At 40.7% G+C, this 16526-nt stretch carries 19 protein-coding genes, 1 tRNA gene and 1 pseudogene; 17 read left to right on the top strand and 4 right to left on the bottom strand.

Annotated features, from left to right (window positions below; genetic code table 11):
- The first annotated feature begins 29 nt into the window (after positions 1–29).
- The 8 genes from ASG46_RS02245 (at position 30) to ASG46_RS02210 (ending at position 7332) form a co-directional block, all read left to right on the top strand.
- Positions 30–1403, top strand: coding sequence for a C40 family peptidase (locus ASG46_RS02245; protein ID WP_056702868.1), 1374 nt, complete (start codon positions 30–32; stop codon positions 1401–1403).
- Between the two features lie 234 nt (positions 1404–1637).
- Entirely contained in the window at positions 1638–2588 is a 951-nt protein-coding gene (gene trxB / locus ASG46_RS02240; RefSeq protein WP_024719880.1) for a thioredoxin-disulfide reductase, read from the top strand.
- Positions 2589–2945: 357 nt separating this feature from the next.
- Positions 2946–3410, top strand: coding sequence for an 8-oxo-dGTP diphosphatase (locus ASG46_RS02235; RefSeq protein ID WP_008348133.1), 465 nt, complete (start codon positions 2946–2948; stop codon positions 3408–3410).
- A 39-nt stretch (positions 3411–3449) separates the two neighbouring features.
- Complete coding sequence (gene rapZ / locus ASG46_RS02230; RefSeq protein WP_024719879.1) at positions 3450–4337, top strand: RNase adapter RapZ; 888 nt, start codon at positions 3450–3452, stop codon at positions 4335–4337.
- Positions 4338–5297 carry a gluconeogenesis factor YvcK family protein gene (locus tag ASG46_RS02225; protein WP_008348128.1) on the top strand — a complete coding sequence of 320 codons (960 nt, stop codon included), beginning with the start codon at positions 4338–4340 and terminating at the stop codon, positions 5295–5297.
- A 17-nt stretch (positions 5298–5314) separates the two neighbouring features.
- Positions 5315–6265 carry a DNA-binding protein WhiA gene (gene whiA / locus ASG46_RS02220; RefSeq protein ID WP_008348125.1) on the top strand — a complete coding sequence of 317 codons (951 nt, stop codon included), beginning with the start codon at positions 5315–5317 and terminating at the stop codon, positions 6263–6265.
- A 26-nt stretch (positions 6266–6291) separates the two neighbouring features.
- Complete coding sequence (locus ASG46_RS02215) at positions 6292–6549, top strand: HPr family phosphocarrier protein (protein WP_008348124.1); 258 nt, start codon at positions 6292–6294, stop codon at positions 6547–6549.
- Between the two features lie 39 nt (positions 6550–6588).
- On the top strand, positions 6589–7332 hold the full coding sequence (locus ASG46_RS02210) for an arylamine N-acetyltransferase family protein (protein WP_056702864.1): 744 nt from the start codon (positions 6589–6591) through the stop codon (positions 7330–7332).
- A gap of 52 nt (positions 7333–7384) precedes the next feature.
- On the opposite strand, the pseudogene ASG46_RS02205 reads toward ASG46_RS02210, so the two are convergent.
- A pseudogene (locus tag ASG46_RS02205) lies at positions 7385–7711 on the bottom strand (ribonuclease); the annotation flags it as partial.
- Positions 7712–8053: 342 nt separating this feature from the next.
- Complete coding sequence (locus tag ASG46_RS02200) at positions 8054–9031, bottom strand: 2-hydroxyacid dehydrogenase (protein WP_056702979.1); 978 nt, start codon at positions 9029–9031, stop codon at positions 8054–8056.
- A gap of 563 nt (positions 9032–9594) precedes the next feature.
- Here ASG46_RS02200 and ASG46_RS02195 point away from each other — a divergent pair.
- Both ASG46_RS02195 and ASG46_RS02190 read left to right on the top strand, forming a co-directional pair.
- Positions 9595–10176 carry a beta-class carbonic anhydrase gene (locus ASG46_RS02195; protein ID WP_024719876.1) on the top strand — a complete coding sequence of 194 codons (582 nt, stop codon included), beginning with the start codon at positions 9595–9597 and terminating at the stop codon, positions 10174–10176.
- Between the two features lie 37 nt (positions 10177–10213).
- On the top strand, positions 10214–11836 hold the full coding sequence (locus ASG46_RS02190; protein ID WP_045034007.1) for a SulP family inorganic anion transporter: 1623 nt from the start codon (positions 10214–10216) through the stop codon (positions 11834–11836).
- A gap of 29 nt (positions 11837–11865) precedes the next feature.
- Here ASG46_RS02190 and ASG46_RS02185 read toward each other — a convergent pair whose 3' ends face one another.
- Positions 11866–12207 (bottom strand): MazG nucleotide pyrophosphohydrolase domain-containing protein, encoded by a 342-nt coding sequence (locus ASG46_RS02185; protein ID WP_017368102.1) that lies wholly within the window; start codon positions 12205–12207, stop codon positions 11866–11868.
- A 136-nt stretch (positions 12208–12343) separates the two neighbouring features.
- On the opposite strand from ASG46_RS02185, the gene ASG46_RS02180 reads away from it, so the two are divergent.
- On the top strand, positions 12344–12922 hold the full coding sequence (locus ASG46_RS02180; RefSeq protein ID WP_024719873.1) for a TIGR00730 family Rossman fold protein: 579 nt from the start codon (positions 12344–12346) through the stop codon (positions 12920–12922).
- Positions 12923–12977: 55 nt separating this feature from the next.
- Here the strand turns inward: ASG46_RS02180 and clpP are convergent, their stop codons facing one another.
- A complete protein-coding gene (clpP, locus tag ASG46_RS02175) occupies positions 12978–13574 on the bottom strand; it encodes an ATP-dependent Clp endopeptidase proteolytic subunit ClpP (protein ID WP_024719872.1) in 597 nt (198 codons plus the stop codon).
- Positions 13575–13827: 253 nt separating this feature from the next.
- On the opposite strand from clpP, the gene ASG46_RS02170 reads away from it, so the two are divergent.
- The 6 genes from ASG46_RS02170 to ASG46_RS02155 all read left to right on the top strand — a co-directional run bounded on the left by ASG46_RS02170 (position 13828) and on the right by ASG46_RS02155 (position 16164).
- Positions 13828–13903, top strand: a tRNA-Arg gene (locus ASG46_RS02170).
- 219 nt (positions 13904–14122) lie between these two features.
- Positions 14123–14581 (top strand): hypothetical protein, encoded by a 459-nt coding sequence (locus tag ASG46_RS02165; protein WP_156376640.1) that lies wholly within the window; start codon positions 14123–14125, stop codon positions 14579–14581.
- Positions 14582–14584: 3 nt separating this feature from the next.
- The gene (locus tag ASG46_RS20890) at positions 14585–14761 is read left to right on the top strand and encodes a hypothetical protein (RefSeq protein WP_156376639.1); all 177 of its coding nucleotides are present in this window, start codon (positions 14585–14587) and stop codon (positions 14759–14761) included.
- A 49-nt stretch (positions 14762–14810) separates the two neighbouring features.
- Positions 14811–14900 (top strand): helix-turn-helix domain-containing protein, encoded by a 90-nt coding sequence (locus ASG46_RS21410; protein WP_138279274.1) that lies wholly within the window; start codon positions 14811–14813, stop codon positions 14898–14900.
- A gap of 106 nt (positions 14901–15006) precedes the next feature.
- The gene (locus ASG46_RS02160; RefSeq protein ID WP_056702859.1) at positions 15007–15753 is read left to right on the top strand and encodes a hypothetical protein; all 747 of its coding nucleotides are present in this window, start codon (positions 15007–15009) and stop codon (positions 15751–15753) included.
- Positions 15754–15891: 138 nt separating this feature from the next.
- Positions 15892–16164, top strand: a complete 273-nt coding sequence (locus ASG46_RS02155; RefSeq protein WP_056702858.1) for a hypothetical protein — start codon at positions 15892–15894, stop codon at positions 16162–16164.
- Positions 16165–16526 lie beyond the last annotated feature (362 nt).

Below are 16526 nucleotides of genomic sequence, written 5' to 3'. Positions count from 1 at the left end.
TTGGGAAATTGTCAAAGGAGGAACTATACGTGAAAAAGTTTATTACTTTCGGTTTAGCTTCGGTCATTGGAGCGAGCGGTTTATTTATTCCATTTACTCATGAAGCAAATGCACAGAACTTTGAACAAAAGAAACAAGAACTAGACAGCAAGCAGTCAGAGGTAAACAAGAATCTTCAAAAGAAAAAAGAAGAGCTTTCAAAGCTTGAGGCAAAACAAGAGGCACTTGCGCTAAAGCTAAAAGAAATTGACGAAAAAGCTTTAAAAACAAGTGATCAAATCGAAGAAAAACAAAAAGAAAACGAAAAAACAAAAAAAGAAATCAAAGCACTGAAAAAAGAAATTGCTGATACAGAAAAACGTATCGAAGAAAGAAACGAATTCTTGAAAAAGCGTGTACGTGCGCTTCAAGAAAGCGGTGGTTCTACGAAATACATAGATGTATTACTAGGAGCAAAAAGCTTTAGCGATTTCATCAGCCGTGCAGGTGCTGTATCTACATTAATCAACGCAGACAGCGAAATCATTAAAGAACAAGAAAGAGACAAAGCGGAATTACAAAAGTCTGAAAACGAATTAAACACAAAGCTTGAAGATGTTCAAAAGACGCTTGCAAAGCTTGAAACACTTCAAACAGACTTAAATAAACAGCTTGATGAGAAAGACAAGCTATTCAAGCAAGTGAAAAAGCAAAAAGGAAGTGCCTCTTCTCAAATCAGCGAGTTAAACACTGAGGCAAACAGCATTGCATCTGAAAAAGACGCAACAATCGCTGCTCAAAAACAAGCTGAAAAAGAAGCAAGAGAAGCTGCTCAAAAAGCAAAAGAAGAAAAAGCACAAAGACAACAGCAGCGTCAAGCTAGTGTTCAAGCTGAAGACAACAGCTCTAATAACGACAGCGGTTCTTCTTCAAATAACAGTGGATCTTCAAATAACAATAGCAGCAGTTCACCAAGCAAAAAGCCATCTTCTGGCGGTGGATCACCTGTCAGCAATAACGTAGGCGGAATCGAAGGTGCAATCAGCACAGGTTCTACCATTGTAGGACAATCTCCATATAAATGGGGCGGCGGCAGATCACAAGCCGATATTGACGCACGTCGTTTTGACTGTTCTTCATTCGTTCGCTGGGCATTTGCATCAGCTGGCATCAACCTTGGACCAGTTGGCGGTACAACAACAGATACGCTTGTAGGTAAAGGAAGAGCTGTAAGTGCATCTGACATGAAGCGCGGAGACCTTGTGTTCTTTGATACGTATAAAGTAAATGGACACGTTGGTATTTACTTAGGAAACGGTACATTCTTGAACGATAACAGCTCTCGCGGTGTTTCAGTTGACTCTATGAGCAACGCTTACTGGAAAAAAGCATTCAATGGCGTTGTAAGAAGAGTCGTTGAATAAATCATTACTTACTATATAACCGTAAACAGGCTTCCTTAAACAGCAGTTTAAGGAAGCTTTTTCTTTTTTTGAAGATATGAGCAAATGATTCGCTTATTACCCGCAGATTTAATAGGATATGGGTAAGGAATAAAAGCTAAGAGTGGAAATGATGCTCTCTGTCATGAATGGAAGCATCACCCAAGGGCATTCTAATAAGAAATGCTAGCAGCAATTGAAGAGGGAGTGACAGTTGTGTCAGAAGAAAAAATCTACGATACGATCATCATTGGAGCGGGTCCTGCCGGAATGACAGCCGCTGTTTATACATCACGGGGAAATCTTTCAACACTGATGATTGAAAGAGGAATTCCAGGCGGCCAAATGGCGAATACGGAAGATGTCGAGAACTATCCGGGCTTTGAAAGCATCTTAGGGCCGGAACTTTCAAATAAAATGTTTGAGCATGCAAAGAAATTCGGTGCCGAGTATGCGTATGGCGATATTAAAGAAATTGTAGATGGTGAAGAGTACAAAATCGTCAAAGCTGGTTCCAAAGAATACAAAGGACGTTCCGTCATTATTGCGGCAGGTGCTGAATACAAAAAAATCGGTGCACCAGGCGAAAAAGAACTTGGCGGCCGCGGCGTATCATACTGCGCTGTATGTGACGGTGCCTTCTTTAAAAACAAAGAGCTTGTCGTGATTGGCGGAGGAGACTCAGCAGTAGAAGAGGGTGTTTACCTCACTCGCTTTGCATCTAAAGTCACAATTGTCCATAGACGCGACAAACTACGTGCCCAAAGCATCTTACAAGCACGTGCATTTGATAATGAAAAAATCGACTTTATGTGGAACAAAACCGTTAAAGAAATCAATGAAGAGAACGGGAAAGTCGGCAGTGTGACATTAATTGATACCGTGACAGGTGAGGAAGAAGACTTCAAAACAGATGGCGTCTTTATCTACATCGGTATGCTGCCGCTGTCTAAACCATTTGAAAATCTAGGGATTACAAATGCAGAGGGCTACATTGAGACTAATGAAAGAATGGAAACAAAAGTTGAAGGAATCTTCGCAGCTGGAGACATTCGTGAGAAAACACTTCGTCAAATCGTCACAGCAACAGGTGATGGAAGTATTGCAGCACAGAGTGCACAGCATTATGTAGAAGAGCTTGCTGAAAAGCTAAAAGCAATGAAATAAACAGCTGTCGTAAATCCTTAATATTGCGTCACGGGCTTTTAACTGGAATGTAACACGGGTGAAACAATTATCCGTTATGATAAAACTAGTAATTGACCCCCTTTTATAAGGAATACATGTTTGGCACGGATGTGAATCCGTGTCCTTTTTTTTGCTTAAAATCAGAAATTCACGAGATGTTCACAAATGACGCATGGAGAACCGTTAGATGTTGTAAAATAAAGAATAGAGAAAGTGCCCGTCACCATATTCATACGAAAACCTGTCTGTTTTCAGTGAAGAACGGGCATGTTCATTGTGGGAGTCATGATGAACCTGTATAATAAGAAAAAGACATAAAAGAGTAGGTGACAGCTGATGCAACGAGTAACCAATTGTGTGCTGCATCACGAAGATCAAGTTCTCTTGCTGCAAAAGCCAAGACGAGGCTGGTGGGTAGCACCTGGCGGCAAAATGGAGAGCGGAGAATCGGTCAAGGATTCAGTCGTTCGAGAATTTAGAGAAGAAACAGGCATTTATATTTTAAATCCGCAGCTAAAAGGCGTGTTTACCTTTATCATAAAAGAAGGCGATCAAATCGTTCAAGAGTGGATGATGTTCACCTTTATGGCAGATTCCTTTACAGGAAAAAACGTATCAGAGTCGGAGGAAGGCATTTTAAAATGGCATGATGTAAAAGATGTGCCCAGCTTGCCGATGGCTCCAGGAGATTCCCATATTCTTGACTTCATGTTGAAAGGGAAAGGACTTCTCCACGGCACTTTTACGTATACACCAGATTTTGAGCTGATTGCTTATCGATTAGATCCTCAAGGAGACTAATAAATGAACCGTTTTCATAAAGAAGGAGAGGGAGCAGGCATGAATACGCACAAACAAGATGATATTCAGCTTGTGATTATTACAGGAATGTCAGGTGCGGGGAAAACCGTTGCCATCCAAAGCTTTGAAGACTTAGGTTACTTTTGTGTGGATAACTTACCGCCATCACTTTTACCGAAGTTTCTAGAGCTCATGAAGGAATCCAATTCAAAGATGAGCAAGGTGGCCCTTGTGATGGATTTGCGCGGACGCGAATTCTTTGATAGCTTAATTGCTGCCTTAGATGAGATGAGTGATATCGGCTGGATCACACCAAGGATTCTATTTTTAGATGCAAACGATAAGGTGCTTGTCTCAAGATATAAAGAAACGAGACGTTCTCATCCCCTTGCGACAACAGGTTTGCCGCTCGAAGGAATTGAGATGGAACGCGATCTGTTAGAAGAGTTAAAAGGCCGGGCTCAAATGATTTTTGATACATCGGATTTAAAACCCAAACAGCTTCGAGAAAAAATTGTTGCACACTTTGCCACGAGCCAAGGGCAGGTGTTTACAGTGAATGTGATGTCCTTCGGTTTTAAATACGGTCTGCCGATTGATGCTGATCTTGTATTTGATGTGAGATTTCTGCCGAATCCTTACTATATTGAGAGCATGCGTCCACAGACTGGAAACGATGAAGAAGTACGCTCCTATGTCATGAAGTGGAGTGAAACGCAAAAGTTCACAGAGAAATTAATCGACCTTCTCAGCTTTATGCTTCCGTCCTATAAACGAGAAGGAAAAAGCCAACTTGTTATTGCCATTGGCTGTACAGGCGGACAGCACCGATCAGTGACGCTAGCGAACTACTTATCGGAGTATTTTAAAAATGACTACTATACTCATGTCACTCACCGGGACATTGAAAAGAGAAGCAGAAAATAGATGACGACACTACCAAAGGTTGTCATTCTTGGCGGAGGCACTGGCTTATCTGTTTTACTTAGAGGATTAAAGACAAAGCCAGTGGACATTACCGCCATTGTGACGGTAGCTGATGATGGAGGCAGCTCAGGTAGACTGCGACATGATTTGAATATTCCGCCTCCAGGCGATATTCGAAATGTACTTGCGGCACTCTCTGATGTCGAACCGCTTGTAGAAGATTTATTTCAGCACCGTTTTAATAAAGGGAATGACTTAACAGGCCACTCTCTCGGCAATCTCATTCTTGCGGCTATGACGAATATAACCGGTGATTTTTTTCATGCCGTCACAGAAATGAGCAAGGTCTTAAATGTGAGAGGAAAAGTATTGCCAGCAGCGAATTCAAGTGTTGTTCTTCATGCGGAATTAGAAAACGGGCAAGTGGTAACGGGAGAATCAAAAATCCCAACCTATGGTGAGCGAATTAAACGAGTGTTCCTCACACCCGATACGATTGAGCCGCTCCCAGAATCGATTCAAGTCATTCGTGAAGCCGACTTGATCGTCCTTGGACCTGGCAGCTTGTATACAAGTATCTTGCCAAACTTGCTTGTACCGCATATTGGCGAAGAAGTGATTCGTTCTAAGGCGAAAAAAGTCTATATTTGCAATGTCATGACGCAGCCGGGGGAAACGCTTTCCTACAGTGCAGCTGATCATGTGCAGGCACTAAACGATCATATGGACCGACCATTTATCGATACGATATTTGTGAACAATAAAGAAATTCCAGAAGAAATCAAAGCAAAATATGCAGAAGAACAGGCGCAGCCTGTACAATTCGACACAGATGTACTCAAAGCCATGGGACTAGAAGTCATCCCTGGGGAAATCATTACATATGACCAGCATGTGATTCGTCATGATACGTTGAAAGTAGCTGCGCTGCTTGTCGATTTGCTGCATCAGAAAAAATAGGAATGGGGGTGGCAAGGATGTCATTTGCATCCGAAACAAAAAAAGAGCTGACTAATCTGGAAGTGAAGGACTGCTGCACAAAAGCAGAGCTTTCTGCCCTCATCCGTATGAACGGTTCATTATCTTTTTCTAATCGAAAATTGATTTTAGATATACAGACAGAGAACGCAGCCATTGCAAGACGTATTTATACCCTTTTGAAAAAGAAATACGATGTGACTGTCGAGCTGCTCGTTCGTAAAAAAATGAGATTAAAAAAGAATAATGTGTATATTGTCAGACTGGTAGAACGAGCGAAAACCATTTTAGAGGACCTAAAGATATTAGGTGAACAATTTGTATTTGAACGCAACATTTCAGAAGAACTTGTGAAGAAAAGATGCTGCAAGCGTTCCTATATGAGAGGTGCTTTTTTAGCAGGAGGTTCTGTGAATAATCCAGAAACCTCTTCGTATCACCTTGAGATTTTTTCACTATACAAAGAACATAATGATGCCCTATGTGAGCTCATGAATCAATTCCATCTTAACAGTAAAACACTTGAACGCAAAAAAGGCTTTATCACATACATGAAGGAAGCGGAGAAAATTACGGAATTCTTAAGTGTTGTGGGTGCTCATAACTCATTGCTTCGTTTTGAAGACGTGCGCATCGTCCGAGATATGAGGAATTCAGTGAACCGGCTCGTCAATTGTGAAACAGCAAACTTGAATAAAACGATCGGTGCCTCACTGCGCCAGGTTGAAAATATTCAATTCATTGACGAAAAGATTGGACTAGACGCCCTGCCAGATAAGCTGCGTGAAATTGCGCAACTGCGTATTGACTACCAAGAAGTCACATTAAAGGAACTTGGCGAAATGGTGGAAAGCGGCAAGATCAGCAAATCAGGCATTAATCACCGTTTAAGAAAGCTAGATCAAATTGCAGAACAATTAAGAAACGGACAAGCTGTTACACTCAAATAGGGAAATAAAAAAGGGAGGCAGATCATATGGTGGAAAAAACGGTCACAATTCAGCTGAAAACGGGTTTGCAGGCACGTCCGGCTGCTTTGTTCGTTCAAGAAGCCAATCGTTTTGGTGCTGATATTTTTCTAGAGAAAGATGGGAAAAAGGTTAATGCGAAGAGTATTATGGGACTGATGAGTCTTGCGATCAGCTCTGGGGTCACCGTCAAACTAATAGCTGATGGAGCAGATGAACAAGAAGCCATCGATGCGTTAACGGATTTTATCAATCAAGAAAACTGAGTCTCTTTCAAGGGCTCAGTTTTTTTAGGAGGGAAAGTTGTGATTCAATCAGCCTTTTTACAGAAAATTGGATACGAAGCCGCGTCCATTACGTTTGATCAATTACCGGATTTACTAAGGAAGATGGCTTATACCTTTCCTTTTGAAAATAGATCTGTGGTGGGTAAACACGCCTATGCTTTGGATCAAGAAGGTTTGAAGCATCATCTTCTGGAAGGCAGCAGAGGTGGGCTTTGCTATGACCTCAATCCGCTCTTATATTATGTCTTAAAAGAGGCAGGTCTCGCCGTACAGCTCGTTCAAGGGACCGTATATAACAAAGAAGCAGAGAAGTGGGCACTGGATGGGACGCATGTAGCCATCGTCCTTCAACATCACCATGAGCGCTACCTCATTGATGCAGGATTTGGTGTGAATTTACCCCTTCAGCCCGTCCCTTTTACAGGTGAATGGGTGGAAGCACCGTCCCTTCGTTTTCGCGTGAACGCAGAGGAAACAGAAAAAGGAACCCATCTACTCCAATTGGATAGGGGAGCAGGTGCTGAAACAGGTTATGCTTTCACATTAAAAGAAGTCGGTGAAGATACACTTGTGCAATTGCGGCATGAGATTTATGAAAATGAAGCCTCTCCTTTTAACAAAAGGCTGCTTGCATCCAAACTAACACCAACAGGTCGTGTGATCGTGACAGAGGATCATGTCACGATACATGAACAGGACGAAGTATCGAAGAAACCACTCTCACAACCGTTTGAGGAGTACGTACAAAAACTGCTTCCGTAAACAATATGAAAAAAGACAGCCCTTTTGACTTAGGGCTGTCTTTTTACAATGATTAACGAATCCTCGTAAATGTCGCATAGTGATCGGTTGTTTTATAAATGAGCCAGTCACTTGAGTATACTAGGCGGTCAGCATTACGGAAACCGGAGACGTAGTTGATGTCGGCTTCACGCCATGTACGGCCACTAGCTGATGGAAGGCGTCCTTCCCGATTAGAGAATACGTCTCCACCGATGCTTTTGCCCGGCGCGACTTCAGCTAAATTTCCTTTTGATGCAACCCATCCGAGGGCGCTCGCTTGTGATTTGGTGATGTAATTATCAGGTAGTCGTTTATAGCGGATTAAGTAATCTGCTACACCATCAAAGGTATTAATGACGGCAAGGGTACGAAGGTCTGGTGCAAGCTGTACGGAAGCAGTTTCATTTGTGGCTGTTGGTGTAAGTGGTGTTTCTGCATGGGCTTGCTGCGGGATAAATCCAGAAAACAGAATGGCAGCAATCAGAGCGAACAGAGTAAAAATCGAACTTATTTTTTTCATCTTGATCCTCCTCAAAAGGAAATGGGATGCCGTCCTCTTGATGCTTGTCTATCTCATATTATAGCACCGGCATATGAAGAGAATGTAAAGAATCAGGAGATTGGTGAAAATGAGGCTTTTTGACCTACTGTCTCTAGATGACGTAAACAAAAAGACGCAGTTCCCTGCGCCTTTTTTCAATTAAGATGAGGCAAGCTCCTTCACAATATCAACAGGGGCTTTGCCGTCAATTCCATGAATCACATTATGAATGGCTCGTTTCAGCATAAGGTCTCTTGTCGTTTCAGTAGCGGAACCGATATGCGGGGCAAGCGTGACATTGTCCATCTCCTTGAAAGGATGATCTTCCTGAAGCGGTTCTTGCTCGTACACATCCAGACCAGCTCCTTTGATCCACCCTTCCTGCAGTGCTTGAATGAGGCTTTTCTCATCGACGGTTTTTCCGCGGGAGATGTTCACGAATAAAGCTGTCGGCTTCATTAATTTCAATTCCCGCTCTCCTATCATATGGTACGTCTCATCAGTCAGCGGTGTGATTAACACAATGATATCAGCTTGCTTTAGCAAGTCATCCAGTGCACAATATACAGCGCCATAGGCCGATTCGGCTTTCTCGTTTCGGCTCCGGTTGTGATAGAGGACGTTCATATCAAAACCATGAGCGGCTCGTTTGGCTACTTGCTCACCGATTCGTCCCATCCCAATGATCCCAAGCGTTTGATGATGGACATCAATGCCGAATATATCTTCCTCTTGAACAAATTTTGTCCATTTTCCCTTGCGGATAAAACGATCAAGCTCGGCAATTCTCCTCGCAGAAGAGAGAATGAGCGAAAAGGCAAGATCAGCAACGGTATGATCGAGTGTATAAGGCGTGTGCGTACCAATCACGCCTCTTTGTCTCATGGCTTCTAGATCAAAATTGTCATAGCCGACGGAATTATTGCTCACCACCTTGAGTTGGGGTGCATGATCTAATAAATCTTGATCAATTTTCGTACCAGATGTTAAAAGGCCATCAGCCTTCTGTAGCTTCTCAAATAACAGATCTCTTGGGATCGGATCCTTTGACTGCCATACCTCATATGTACAATGTTCTTTTAACATGTCTTCAAAAGCGGCAGGTAAGGGTTTGGCGACAAAAATATGTGGTTTCATCATCAACTCGCTCCTTTCATATGGTCATCTTTCTCTTTTTATTATAAAGCAACCATTTTGGCAGTACACGTTTGAATATGAGCTGCTCAATATTTAATATACTGAAATAACGGAAAAGAAGAGATTTTTATAGTGAAAGAGTAAATGACATGGCCATCTGATATCTTTTTACGATGTAGAAAAGCGAGTGATTAGTAGATGAGTCATAGAAAAATGCTAGATGTTTCGAGAGATAATCTGACAAACTGGAAAATAGATCGAGACTTTTTGATAGAAAATTTATTATATTTGCAGTGTATTAAACGGGATGGTCATTTTCTACTAAACCTTTTCATCGTCTTTTGGTGAAATGAGAGCTATCGTTTGTAAGCAAAAGCCGCCTCTCCCCTGTGCTGAAGCGGAACAAAGAGCAAAATAGAGAAAATGCTTACATATTCTCTCATCGTTTTCTCATTTTTTTCTTTTTTTTCTATCATTTTTCTTCTCTATGCTTGAGAACACACAAGGGAAAAGGAGGCCAGGTAAGGCGTTACAATCACTTAAAAAAGATAGGAGATGACAGGATGGATTCAACATTAGAACAGATTCTTCAGCACAATGCAGATTTTGTGAAAGAGAGACAGTATGAGCCTTTCAAGGCGGGAAAATTTCCTGAGAAGAAATTGGTTATATTAACTTGTATGGACACACGCCTGTTGGAATTATTACCCCAATCCATGGGGCTTCGTAACGGTGATGCGAAGATCATTAAAAATGCAGGAGCCATCGTCACACATCCATTTGGCAGTGTCATGCGGAGTATTTTACTAGCCATTTATGAGCTGAAAGCAGAGGAAGTATGCATTGTCGGACATCATGAATGCGGAATGGCAGGCCTTGCGGCAGACCCTTTACTTGAAAAGGCAAAAGCACGGGGAATTGAGGAAAAGTGTTTGAGCATTGTGAAAAGCGCAGGTGTCGATTTAAAGGGCTGGCTGACAGGCTTTGATTCAGTGGAAGAGAGCGTATCTCAAAGTGTGAAATTAGTCAAAGAGCACCCGCTCATGCCAAGTGATGTAGCTGTTCATGGACTAGTGATTCATCCGGCAACAGGAAAGCTGGATGTCGTTATAAAAGATAAACAGATCGACCCACAATATACCTAAATCATCTACACATACTTGAAGGAGGCCAACACATACCATGCGTTTTTATGGAAGATTTGAAGGTTATGATTCATCAAAGTTTAGACGCGATTTAATCGCTGGGCTTGTCGTGGGCGTTGTGGCAATTCCTTTAGGCATGGCTTTTGCCATTGCATCTGGTGTCGGACCAGAATACGGATTATACACAGTCATCGTTGCCGGCATTTTGATTTCATTGTTTGGTGGTTCAAAGTATCAGATTGGCGGACCGACCGGGGCATTTGTTCCAATTTTATTCGGGATCGTCAGCCAGTACGGTATTGAAAACTTACTCATTGCTGGTTTTATGGCAGGGTGTATGCTTGTCTTATTCGGAATATTCAAACTAGGAAAGCTCATGAAATTTATTCCTCGTCCGGTTATCATCGGCTTTACTGCCGGCATTGCTGTCATTATTTTTTCAGGACAGATTGCCAACTTCCTCGGATTAAAGGGTGTTGAAAAGCATGAAAGCTTTTTCCTCAATATGAGAGAGATCGTGGTCCATCTCGGTACCGCAAACAGTCTCGCCATTCTCACAGCGATTGTTGGGCTCATCGTGATTTTGGCGGCGCAAAAATACATTCCCAAAATACCTGGTGCTCTATTAGGTCTACTCGTTTCAACATTTATAGCTGTTCTCTTTTTTCAAGGACAAGTTGAAACCATCGGCTCTGCATATGGCGAAATCCCTCGTCAACTGCCAACTTTCGCTTTTCCTGAATTGACGATTGAAAAAATGATGTATCTGCTGCCGCCGGCTATTGTCATTGCGCTTTTGGGCGGCGTGGAGTCCATCTTGTCAGCTATGGTTGCTGATAATATGAAAGGCTCAAAGCATGACAGCAATAAAGAACTCGTCGGGCAAGGAATTGCCAATATGGCGGCGCCGCTTTTCGGAGGGATTCCAGCGACTGGAGCGATTGCTCGTACGGCAACAAACATTAAAAATGGTGGAGCAAGCCCCATTTCAGGAGTCGTGCATGGTGTCGTCGTCTTGCTCATCTTAATGTTATTTGCACCATATGCATCGATGATTCCGCTTGCTGCCATGGCACCGATTTTGATGTTTGTGGCGTGGAATATGAGTGAGAAAAAAGAGTTTATCAATATTGTCAAAGTCAAAAATGCGGATTCCCTTGTGCTTGTCGTGACCTTCCTGCTGACGGTCATCGGTGATTTGATTATTGGCGTGACTGCAGGTCTCATTTTAGCGTTTATCGCCTTTATCAAAAAAATGAGCCAGACAACGAATATCCACACAAATGTTGCTGTTCCTCAAATCGAAACGGCGGCTGCCTTAGAAAGGGAGACTGATCAGAAAGGGATTAGTATGTATTCGATTGAAGGGCCACTCTTTTTCGGTACAACCGATTCATTGGAAAATTCGATTTTGGATCATGTTCAGACAAAGCCGAAAACACTCATTTTGCTTATGAACAAAGTGAATTATATGGACACCTCAGCAGAAGCGGTTCTGATGAACATTTCCAATCGATTAAAGCATCACAATGGAAAATTGATGATTGTAGGGCTTCAATCACAGCCAAAAGAGCTTTTGCATCGTACCGGTCTTTTCCATCACATTGGAAAGCAGCATTTCTTTGAACGAACGGATGATATTTCACCACAGCAGCTATAAAAGGCTAAAAAAAGCACGTGACATGTCGGTCACGTGCTTTTTACCTGCTCTTTTTCACTAGAAAACCGTTGTGTGAGTTTCTGTTGATGGGAAGAGAAGACCTCTTCTACTGTTACATCATAGAGATCAGCTAGAACAAGTAGATTTCCTAAGACATCCCCCATTTCTTCAATAAGGTCCTTTCTTAACGCGGCGTCCTCCTGTGTTTTCTCATCAGGTCGATCGCGTCCAATTTCGACCGCCCTGACTGCACGAGCGAGTTCACCTGTTTCTTCCATCAGGAAACCTAACCTGATAAACGGCCCGTATTCTGTCCAATTTCTCATTTTGTAGAAATCTTTGATCCATTTTTCCATTTCAGTTGTTTGCATTCTCTTTATACAGCTCCTTATATGGTGTTCATCTTCTAATTTTACACTATATATAGATGGAGTGGCTGTTTCTTTACAATGAATTATAGTAGAATGAGTGGGTGAAGAAATCATAGAGAGAGATGGAGCTGTTTTGATGAAAACGATTTGTGTGTTTGCTGGTTCGAATCCAGGTGTGAATGACATCTACAAACAAAAAGCTGTCGAGCTAGGGGCTTATATGGCAGAGCAAGGAATCCGTCTTGTATACGGTGGCTCACGAATTGGCTTAATGGGCGCTATAGCGGATGAGGTATTAAAAAACGGCGGGCAAGTGATCGGAGTCATGCCAAAAGGGCTTTTTAGAGGAGAGGTTGTGCATCAAGAGCTCACTGAACTCATTGAAGTCAAAGGAATGCATGAACGAAAAGCGAAAATGAGCGAGCTGGCCGATGGGTTTATTGCCATGCCAGGTGGTTTTGGTACATATGAAGAATTATTTGAGGTGCTATGCTGGGCGCAAATTGGCATCCATCAAAAGCCAATCGGATTGTATCAAGTGAATCAGTATTTCAAACCGCTCCTCGACATGGTGACGTTCAGTGTACAGGAAGGTTTTTCGAATGAATCACACCTTCAATTGCTGCATGCCTCTGGAGAACCGGAAGAATTGATTTCACAGATGGCTTCCTATCAAACACCGTCTCTTCAGCAGAAATGGACGGAGCTGTCTTAAAACATATGCATAACAAAAAACCGCCTGTTCAAAGAGCAGACGGTTTGTTTTGTGATTATTTTTGTTCTTCTGAATTACGGGTCAAGACTTTGTCAATGAGTCCGTATTGAAGTGCTTCTTCCGCTGTTTTGAAGTTGTCACGATCTGTATCGCGCTCAATGACTTCAATTGGCTGACCAGTACGTTCAGCAAGTACTTGGTTCAGTTTATCGCGTAAAGAAAGGATTCGTTTTGCCGCAATTTCAATTTCTGTTGCTTGACCTTGCGCACCACCTAGTGGTTGGTGAATCATCACTTCACTATTTGGAAGGGCATAACGCTTACCTTTTTCACCAGCAGCAAGCAGGAACGCACCCATAGATGCAGCCATACCAATACAAATAGTTGATACCTTTGGTTTAATAAATTGCATCGTATCGTAAATGGCCATACCAGCTGTGATCGAACCGCCAGGGCTGTTAATGTAGATAGAGATATCTTTTTCTGGATCCTCGGCTTCTAAGAAGAGAAGCTGTGATACGATGGAGTTGGCAACATTGTCATCGATCGCAGAACCAAGCATGATAATACGGTCTTTTAAAAGACGAGAATAAATGTCGTAAGCTCTTTCCCCACGATTTGTTTGCTCAATGACTGTAGGTATTAAATTCATAATGTTCCTCCTTCACCTTTTAGGTAAGTATGTAATTCAATGATACATTTTTGGTCAATAAAGGTCAAACAAAACGCTGACCTAAAATCAAATACCCCTATCCATTTTCCCCAAAACTCTTCCACTTCAAACCATCATATGAGTATATGTATGGGAATGAAGAAAATGCATCGACAGGGATAGCGATTAATCATTGCTTTCTTGCAGCATTTCCCTTATAATTTGATATGCTGACGTTCAAAAAATATATCGTGCGCTCGTAGCTCAGTTGGATAGAGCGGTGGTTTCCGGTACCACGTCTGCCGGGGGTTCGAATCCCTCCGAGCGCGTCTATAGGATCCGATAGGATTCGATTTATCATTTGTGAAAAAGCTAAAAACCCTTTGAAATAAAGGGTTTTTAGCTTTTTTTATGTGCGTGGAATTAAAAGTGAGTAAACGGTAATGTTACGTTTTATACAAATTTTCCATTTGTGGATCTTTTGAGATGTGGAGAAAAGTAAGAAGCTGTCATGACAACATCCTTGTATGACAGAAAAAACGCCTTTGATGGGAAAGGTGTTTTATGAAAAGTTAAGTATACCGATTAGTCAAATTCCAAGAAAGGAAACAGGTTATGGCTTTGAAAGGGAAGTAAATCTTCATTATGAAAATGAAATCGGCGGAAAGGTTGCGCCTTCATTTGATTTTGAAGTTCCGACGAATATGGTCGATAGTTATTTGACATACAAGAAAAACGGAAACCGTTCTTTAGTTGAAATGGAAGAAACGAAGCACAGCAGTGAAATGAAGGGCGAAACATCAGTGTATGACATTACGTACGAGCTTCCACACATAAACGTTGAGCGTCACACAGGTCACCTTTTTGATGATGAACAGGTCGAGAAAAAAGACAAAAGAATCACGTATGATCTTATGAATGGGGGACGTAAGTTTTATAGCCCTATTTGGTCTTACATTAGGAAGTATGACATGAAACTCAAATCACCGCCTATGGGGGTGATTTGAGTTATGGTGGATGTGCAACAGCAACTAGAGCTATGCGCTCATATGTATGCCCATATGGATTCAGAAACGAAGGAATATGACGAGGTTCTTTTGAAGCCAGTGTATGCAGATGATCCATTTCCAAATGGTTTGCCAGATGGATGGACAAAAGAGGACATTGAATGGATAAAAAACAAATAGCAGAGTAGAGATAGATGGATTGGGTTTTGCAGAAATTTTAAGAAAAGCTATGGATGAAACAAATATGTCACAGGCTGAATTGTCAAAGTTGACGGGTATAGGGGAAACTTCAATAAGTCAATATGTATCAGAAAAGTGATTTGTAAGGACTTCTTCGACTCTTATTATTGAATGAGCAAAAAGCTTGTATTTTTTATGGTTATTTTATACAATTTAGGAAATTAGAATGGATAGAGGGGAAATAATTGGAAGAGAATAAACAATATGAGCATAGATATATAGTTTTTATCGATATTCTTGGATTTAAAAATTTTGTTGAGGAATCAGAGGAAAATGAAGATCAATTGAAAAATATCCACGAAGCTTTAAACTATATTTCAAGGATAAAACGGGAAAACGATGAGGGAACTTTATCTTTGAAAGATATGGGTAAGGAAGTAACTGTTTTTTCTGACTCTATAGTAATTTCTATGCCTGTTTCAAATAATAGTGAGGGTTGGATTTTATTAAATGAAGTTATTTTTTTACAGATCAATTTAATGAATCTTGGAATTTGCATACGTGGTGGTATGACAGCAGGAAAGTTGTATCATAAAGAGAATATTGTGTTTGGTCCTGCTATGAATGAAGCATACAATCTTGAAAGTAACTGTGCGATTTATCCTAGGGTCATAGTGAGTTCAAACTATTTAGAAACAGTATATCGATATGGTAATCCTTTACCAGAAATAGAACACGATTATTATAAAGACTATTTGGATCTACTTAAAGAAGACCAAGATGGCAATTTCTATGTCGATTTCTTAAATCAAGAGCTAAATGTAGATGGAAGAGAGGAATATTTAAATTTCTTAGAGAAAACCAAAAACTCCATTATTCAGAATCTTGATAAATATAATAAAAAACCTCAAATTCTCATGAAATATAAATGGCTTAAAGAATATTTTAATAAAACGTGCGAAATTACTGGATTTAATTCTTTTAGAATCTAAAGTATCTTCGTATTACATGCTCGTCAGCTTGTTTTAATATACGGGTAAAAGACAAATACGTGTTTTGGGTTGCTGTATATAGATACTGCAGTTCTCAAAACGACAACCAGTAATTGAATTAAAGAGAGGAGTCCATCTATGAGAACTTATAATGGTAAAAATAACACAGTTGAAAAAGAACATTGGGTTAAATATCTTGAAGGTAAAATTGCACACAATCAAGATTTAATTGAAATTTTTAAAAAACGACTTGTGCGAGAACAAGCTGAACAGGAAAGATTAGGATTGCAGTCTGGAATTAATTATGAAAAAAGCATCAAGGAAATTGAAGCCAATATTAAATCTCTTCAAAATGAAATTTCTGATTGGGAAAAAGAAATCAAAACAAATAATTTTAAGGGTCATTACTAAAACTTTAATAAATCTTGTCTTATTTAAAGTAGAAACAGCAATTTTTTTTGCACAAATTTTGCACCAAATCAACTTAAAATATAGTTATAACAGTAATCAAAGACATAAAGTGTACGTTCTCCGAGCGCGTCTTGAGTATCCGATGGATCATTTATGAAAGAACTTGAAAACCCTTTGAAATAAAGGGTTTTTTTGTTTTTTTATGAGTGGTATTGTGTGAGTGAATTGAGAGGAACTTCACTATTTATTAGAGAGTTCATTTTGTATCGAAAAACACAGATTAATATTGTTAAAAAGACAAATCTTCTTGATGATAGGTAATCAAGTAAACTTAATCTATTATTGGAGTATAAAGTCAGTGC

The organism is Bacillus sp. Leaf49 (assembly GCF_001426125.1).
Classification (GTDB): domain Bacteria; phylum Bacillota; class Bacilli; order Bacillales; family Bacillaceae; genus Bacillus; species Bacillus altitudinis.
Note: the sequence above shows the minus strand (reverse complement) of the source record. Positions and strands in the feature narration are given on the sequence as shown.

Coding starts and splice junctions, on each gene's coding strand:
- ASG46_RS02215 (WP_008348124.1), top strand. CDS start 6,292: ATGGTGGAAAAAACGGTCACAATTCAGCTGAAAACGGGTTTGCAGGCA.
- ASG46_RS02235 (WP_008348133.1), top strand. CDS start 2,946: ATGCAACGAGTAACCAATTGTGTGCTGCATCACGAAGATCAAGTTCTC.
- whiA (WP_008348125.1), top strand. CDS start 5,315: ATGTCATTTGCATCCGAAACAAAAAAAGAGCTGACTAATCTGGAAGTG.
- ASG46_RS21410 (WP_138279274.1), top strand. CDS start 14,811: ATGGATGAAACAAATATGTCACAGGCTGAATTGTCAAAGTTGACGGGT.
- ASG46_RS02200 (WP_056702979.1), bottom strand. CDS start 9,031: ATGAAACCACATATTTTTGTCGCCAAACCCTTACCTGCCGCTTTTGAA.
- ASG46_RS02225 (WP_008348128.1), top strand. CDS start 4,338: ATGACGACACTACCAAAGGTTGTCATTCTTGGCGGAGGCACTGGCTTA.
- ASG46_RS20890 (WP_156376639.1), top strand. CDS start 14,585: ATGGTGGATGTGCAACAGCAACTAGAGCTATGCGCTCATATGTATGCC.
- ASG46_RS02165 (WP_156376640.1), top strand. CDS start 14,123: ATGGGAAAGGTGTTTTATGAAAAGTTAAGTATACCGATTAGTCAAATT.
- ASG46_RS02195 (WP_024719876.1), top strand. CDS start 9,595: ATGGATTCAACATTAGAACAGATTCTTCAGCACAATGCAGATTTTGTG.
- clpP (WP_024719872.1), bottom strand. CDS start 13,574: ATGAATTTAATACCTACAGTCATTGAGCAAACAAATCGTGGGGAAAGA.
- ASG46_RS02155 (WP_056702858.1), top strand. CDS start 15,892: ATGAGAACTTATAATGGTAAAAATAACACAGTTGAAAAAGAACATTGG.
- ASG46_RS02190 (WP_045034007.1), top strand. CDS start 10,214: ATGCGTTTTTATGGAAGATTTGAAGGTTATGATTCATCAAAGTTTAGA.
- rapZ (WP_024719879.1), top strand. CDS start 3,450: ATGAATACGCACAAACAAGATGATATTCAGCTTGTGATTATTACAGGA.
- ASG46_RS02180 (WP_024719873.1), top strand. CDS start 12,344: ATGAAAACGATTTGTGTGTTTGCTGGTTCGAATCCAGGTGTGAATGAC.
- ASG46_RS02185 (WP_017368102.1), bottom strand. CDS start 12,207: ATGCAAACAACTGAAATGGAAAAATGGATCAAAGATTTCTACAAAATG.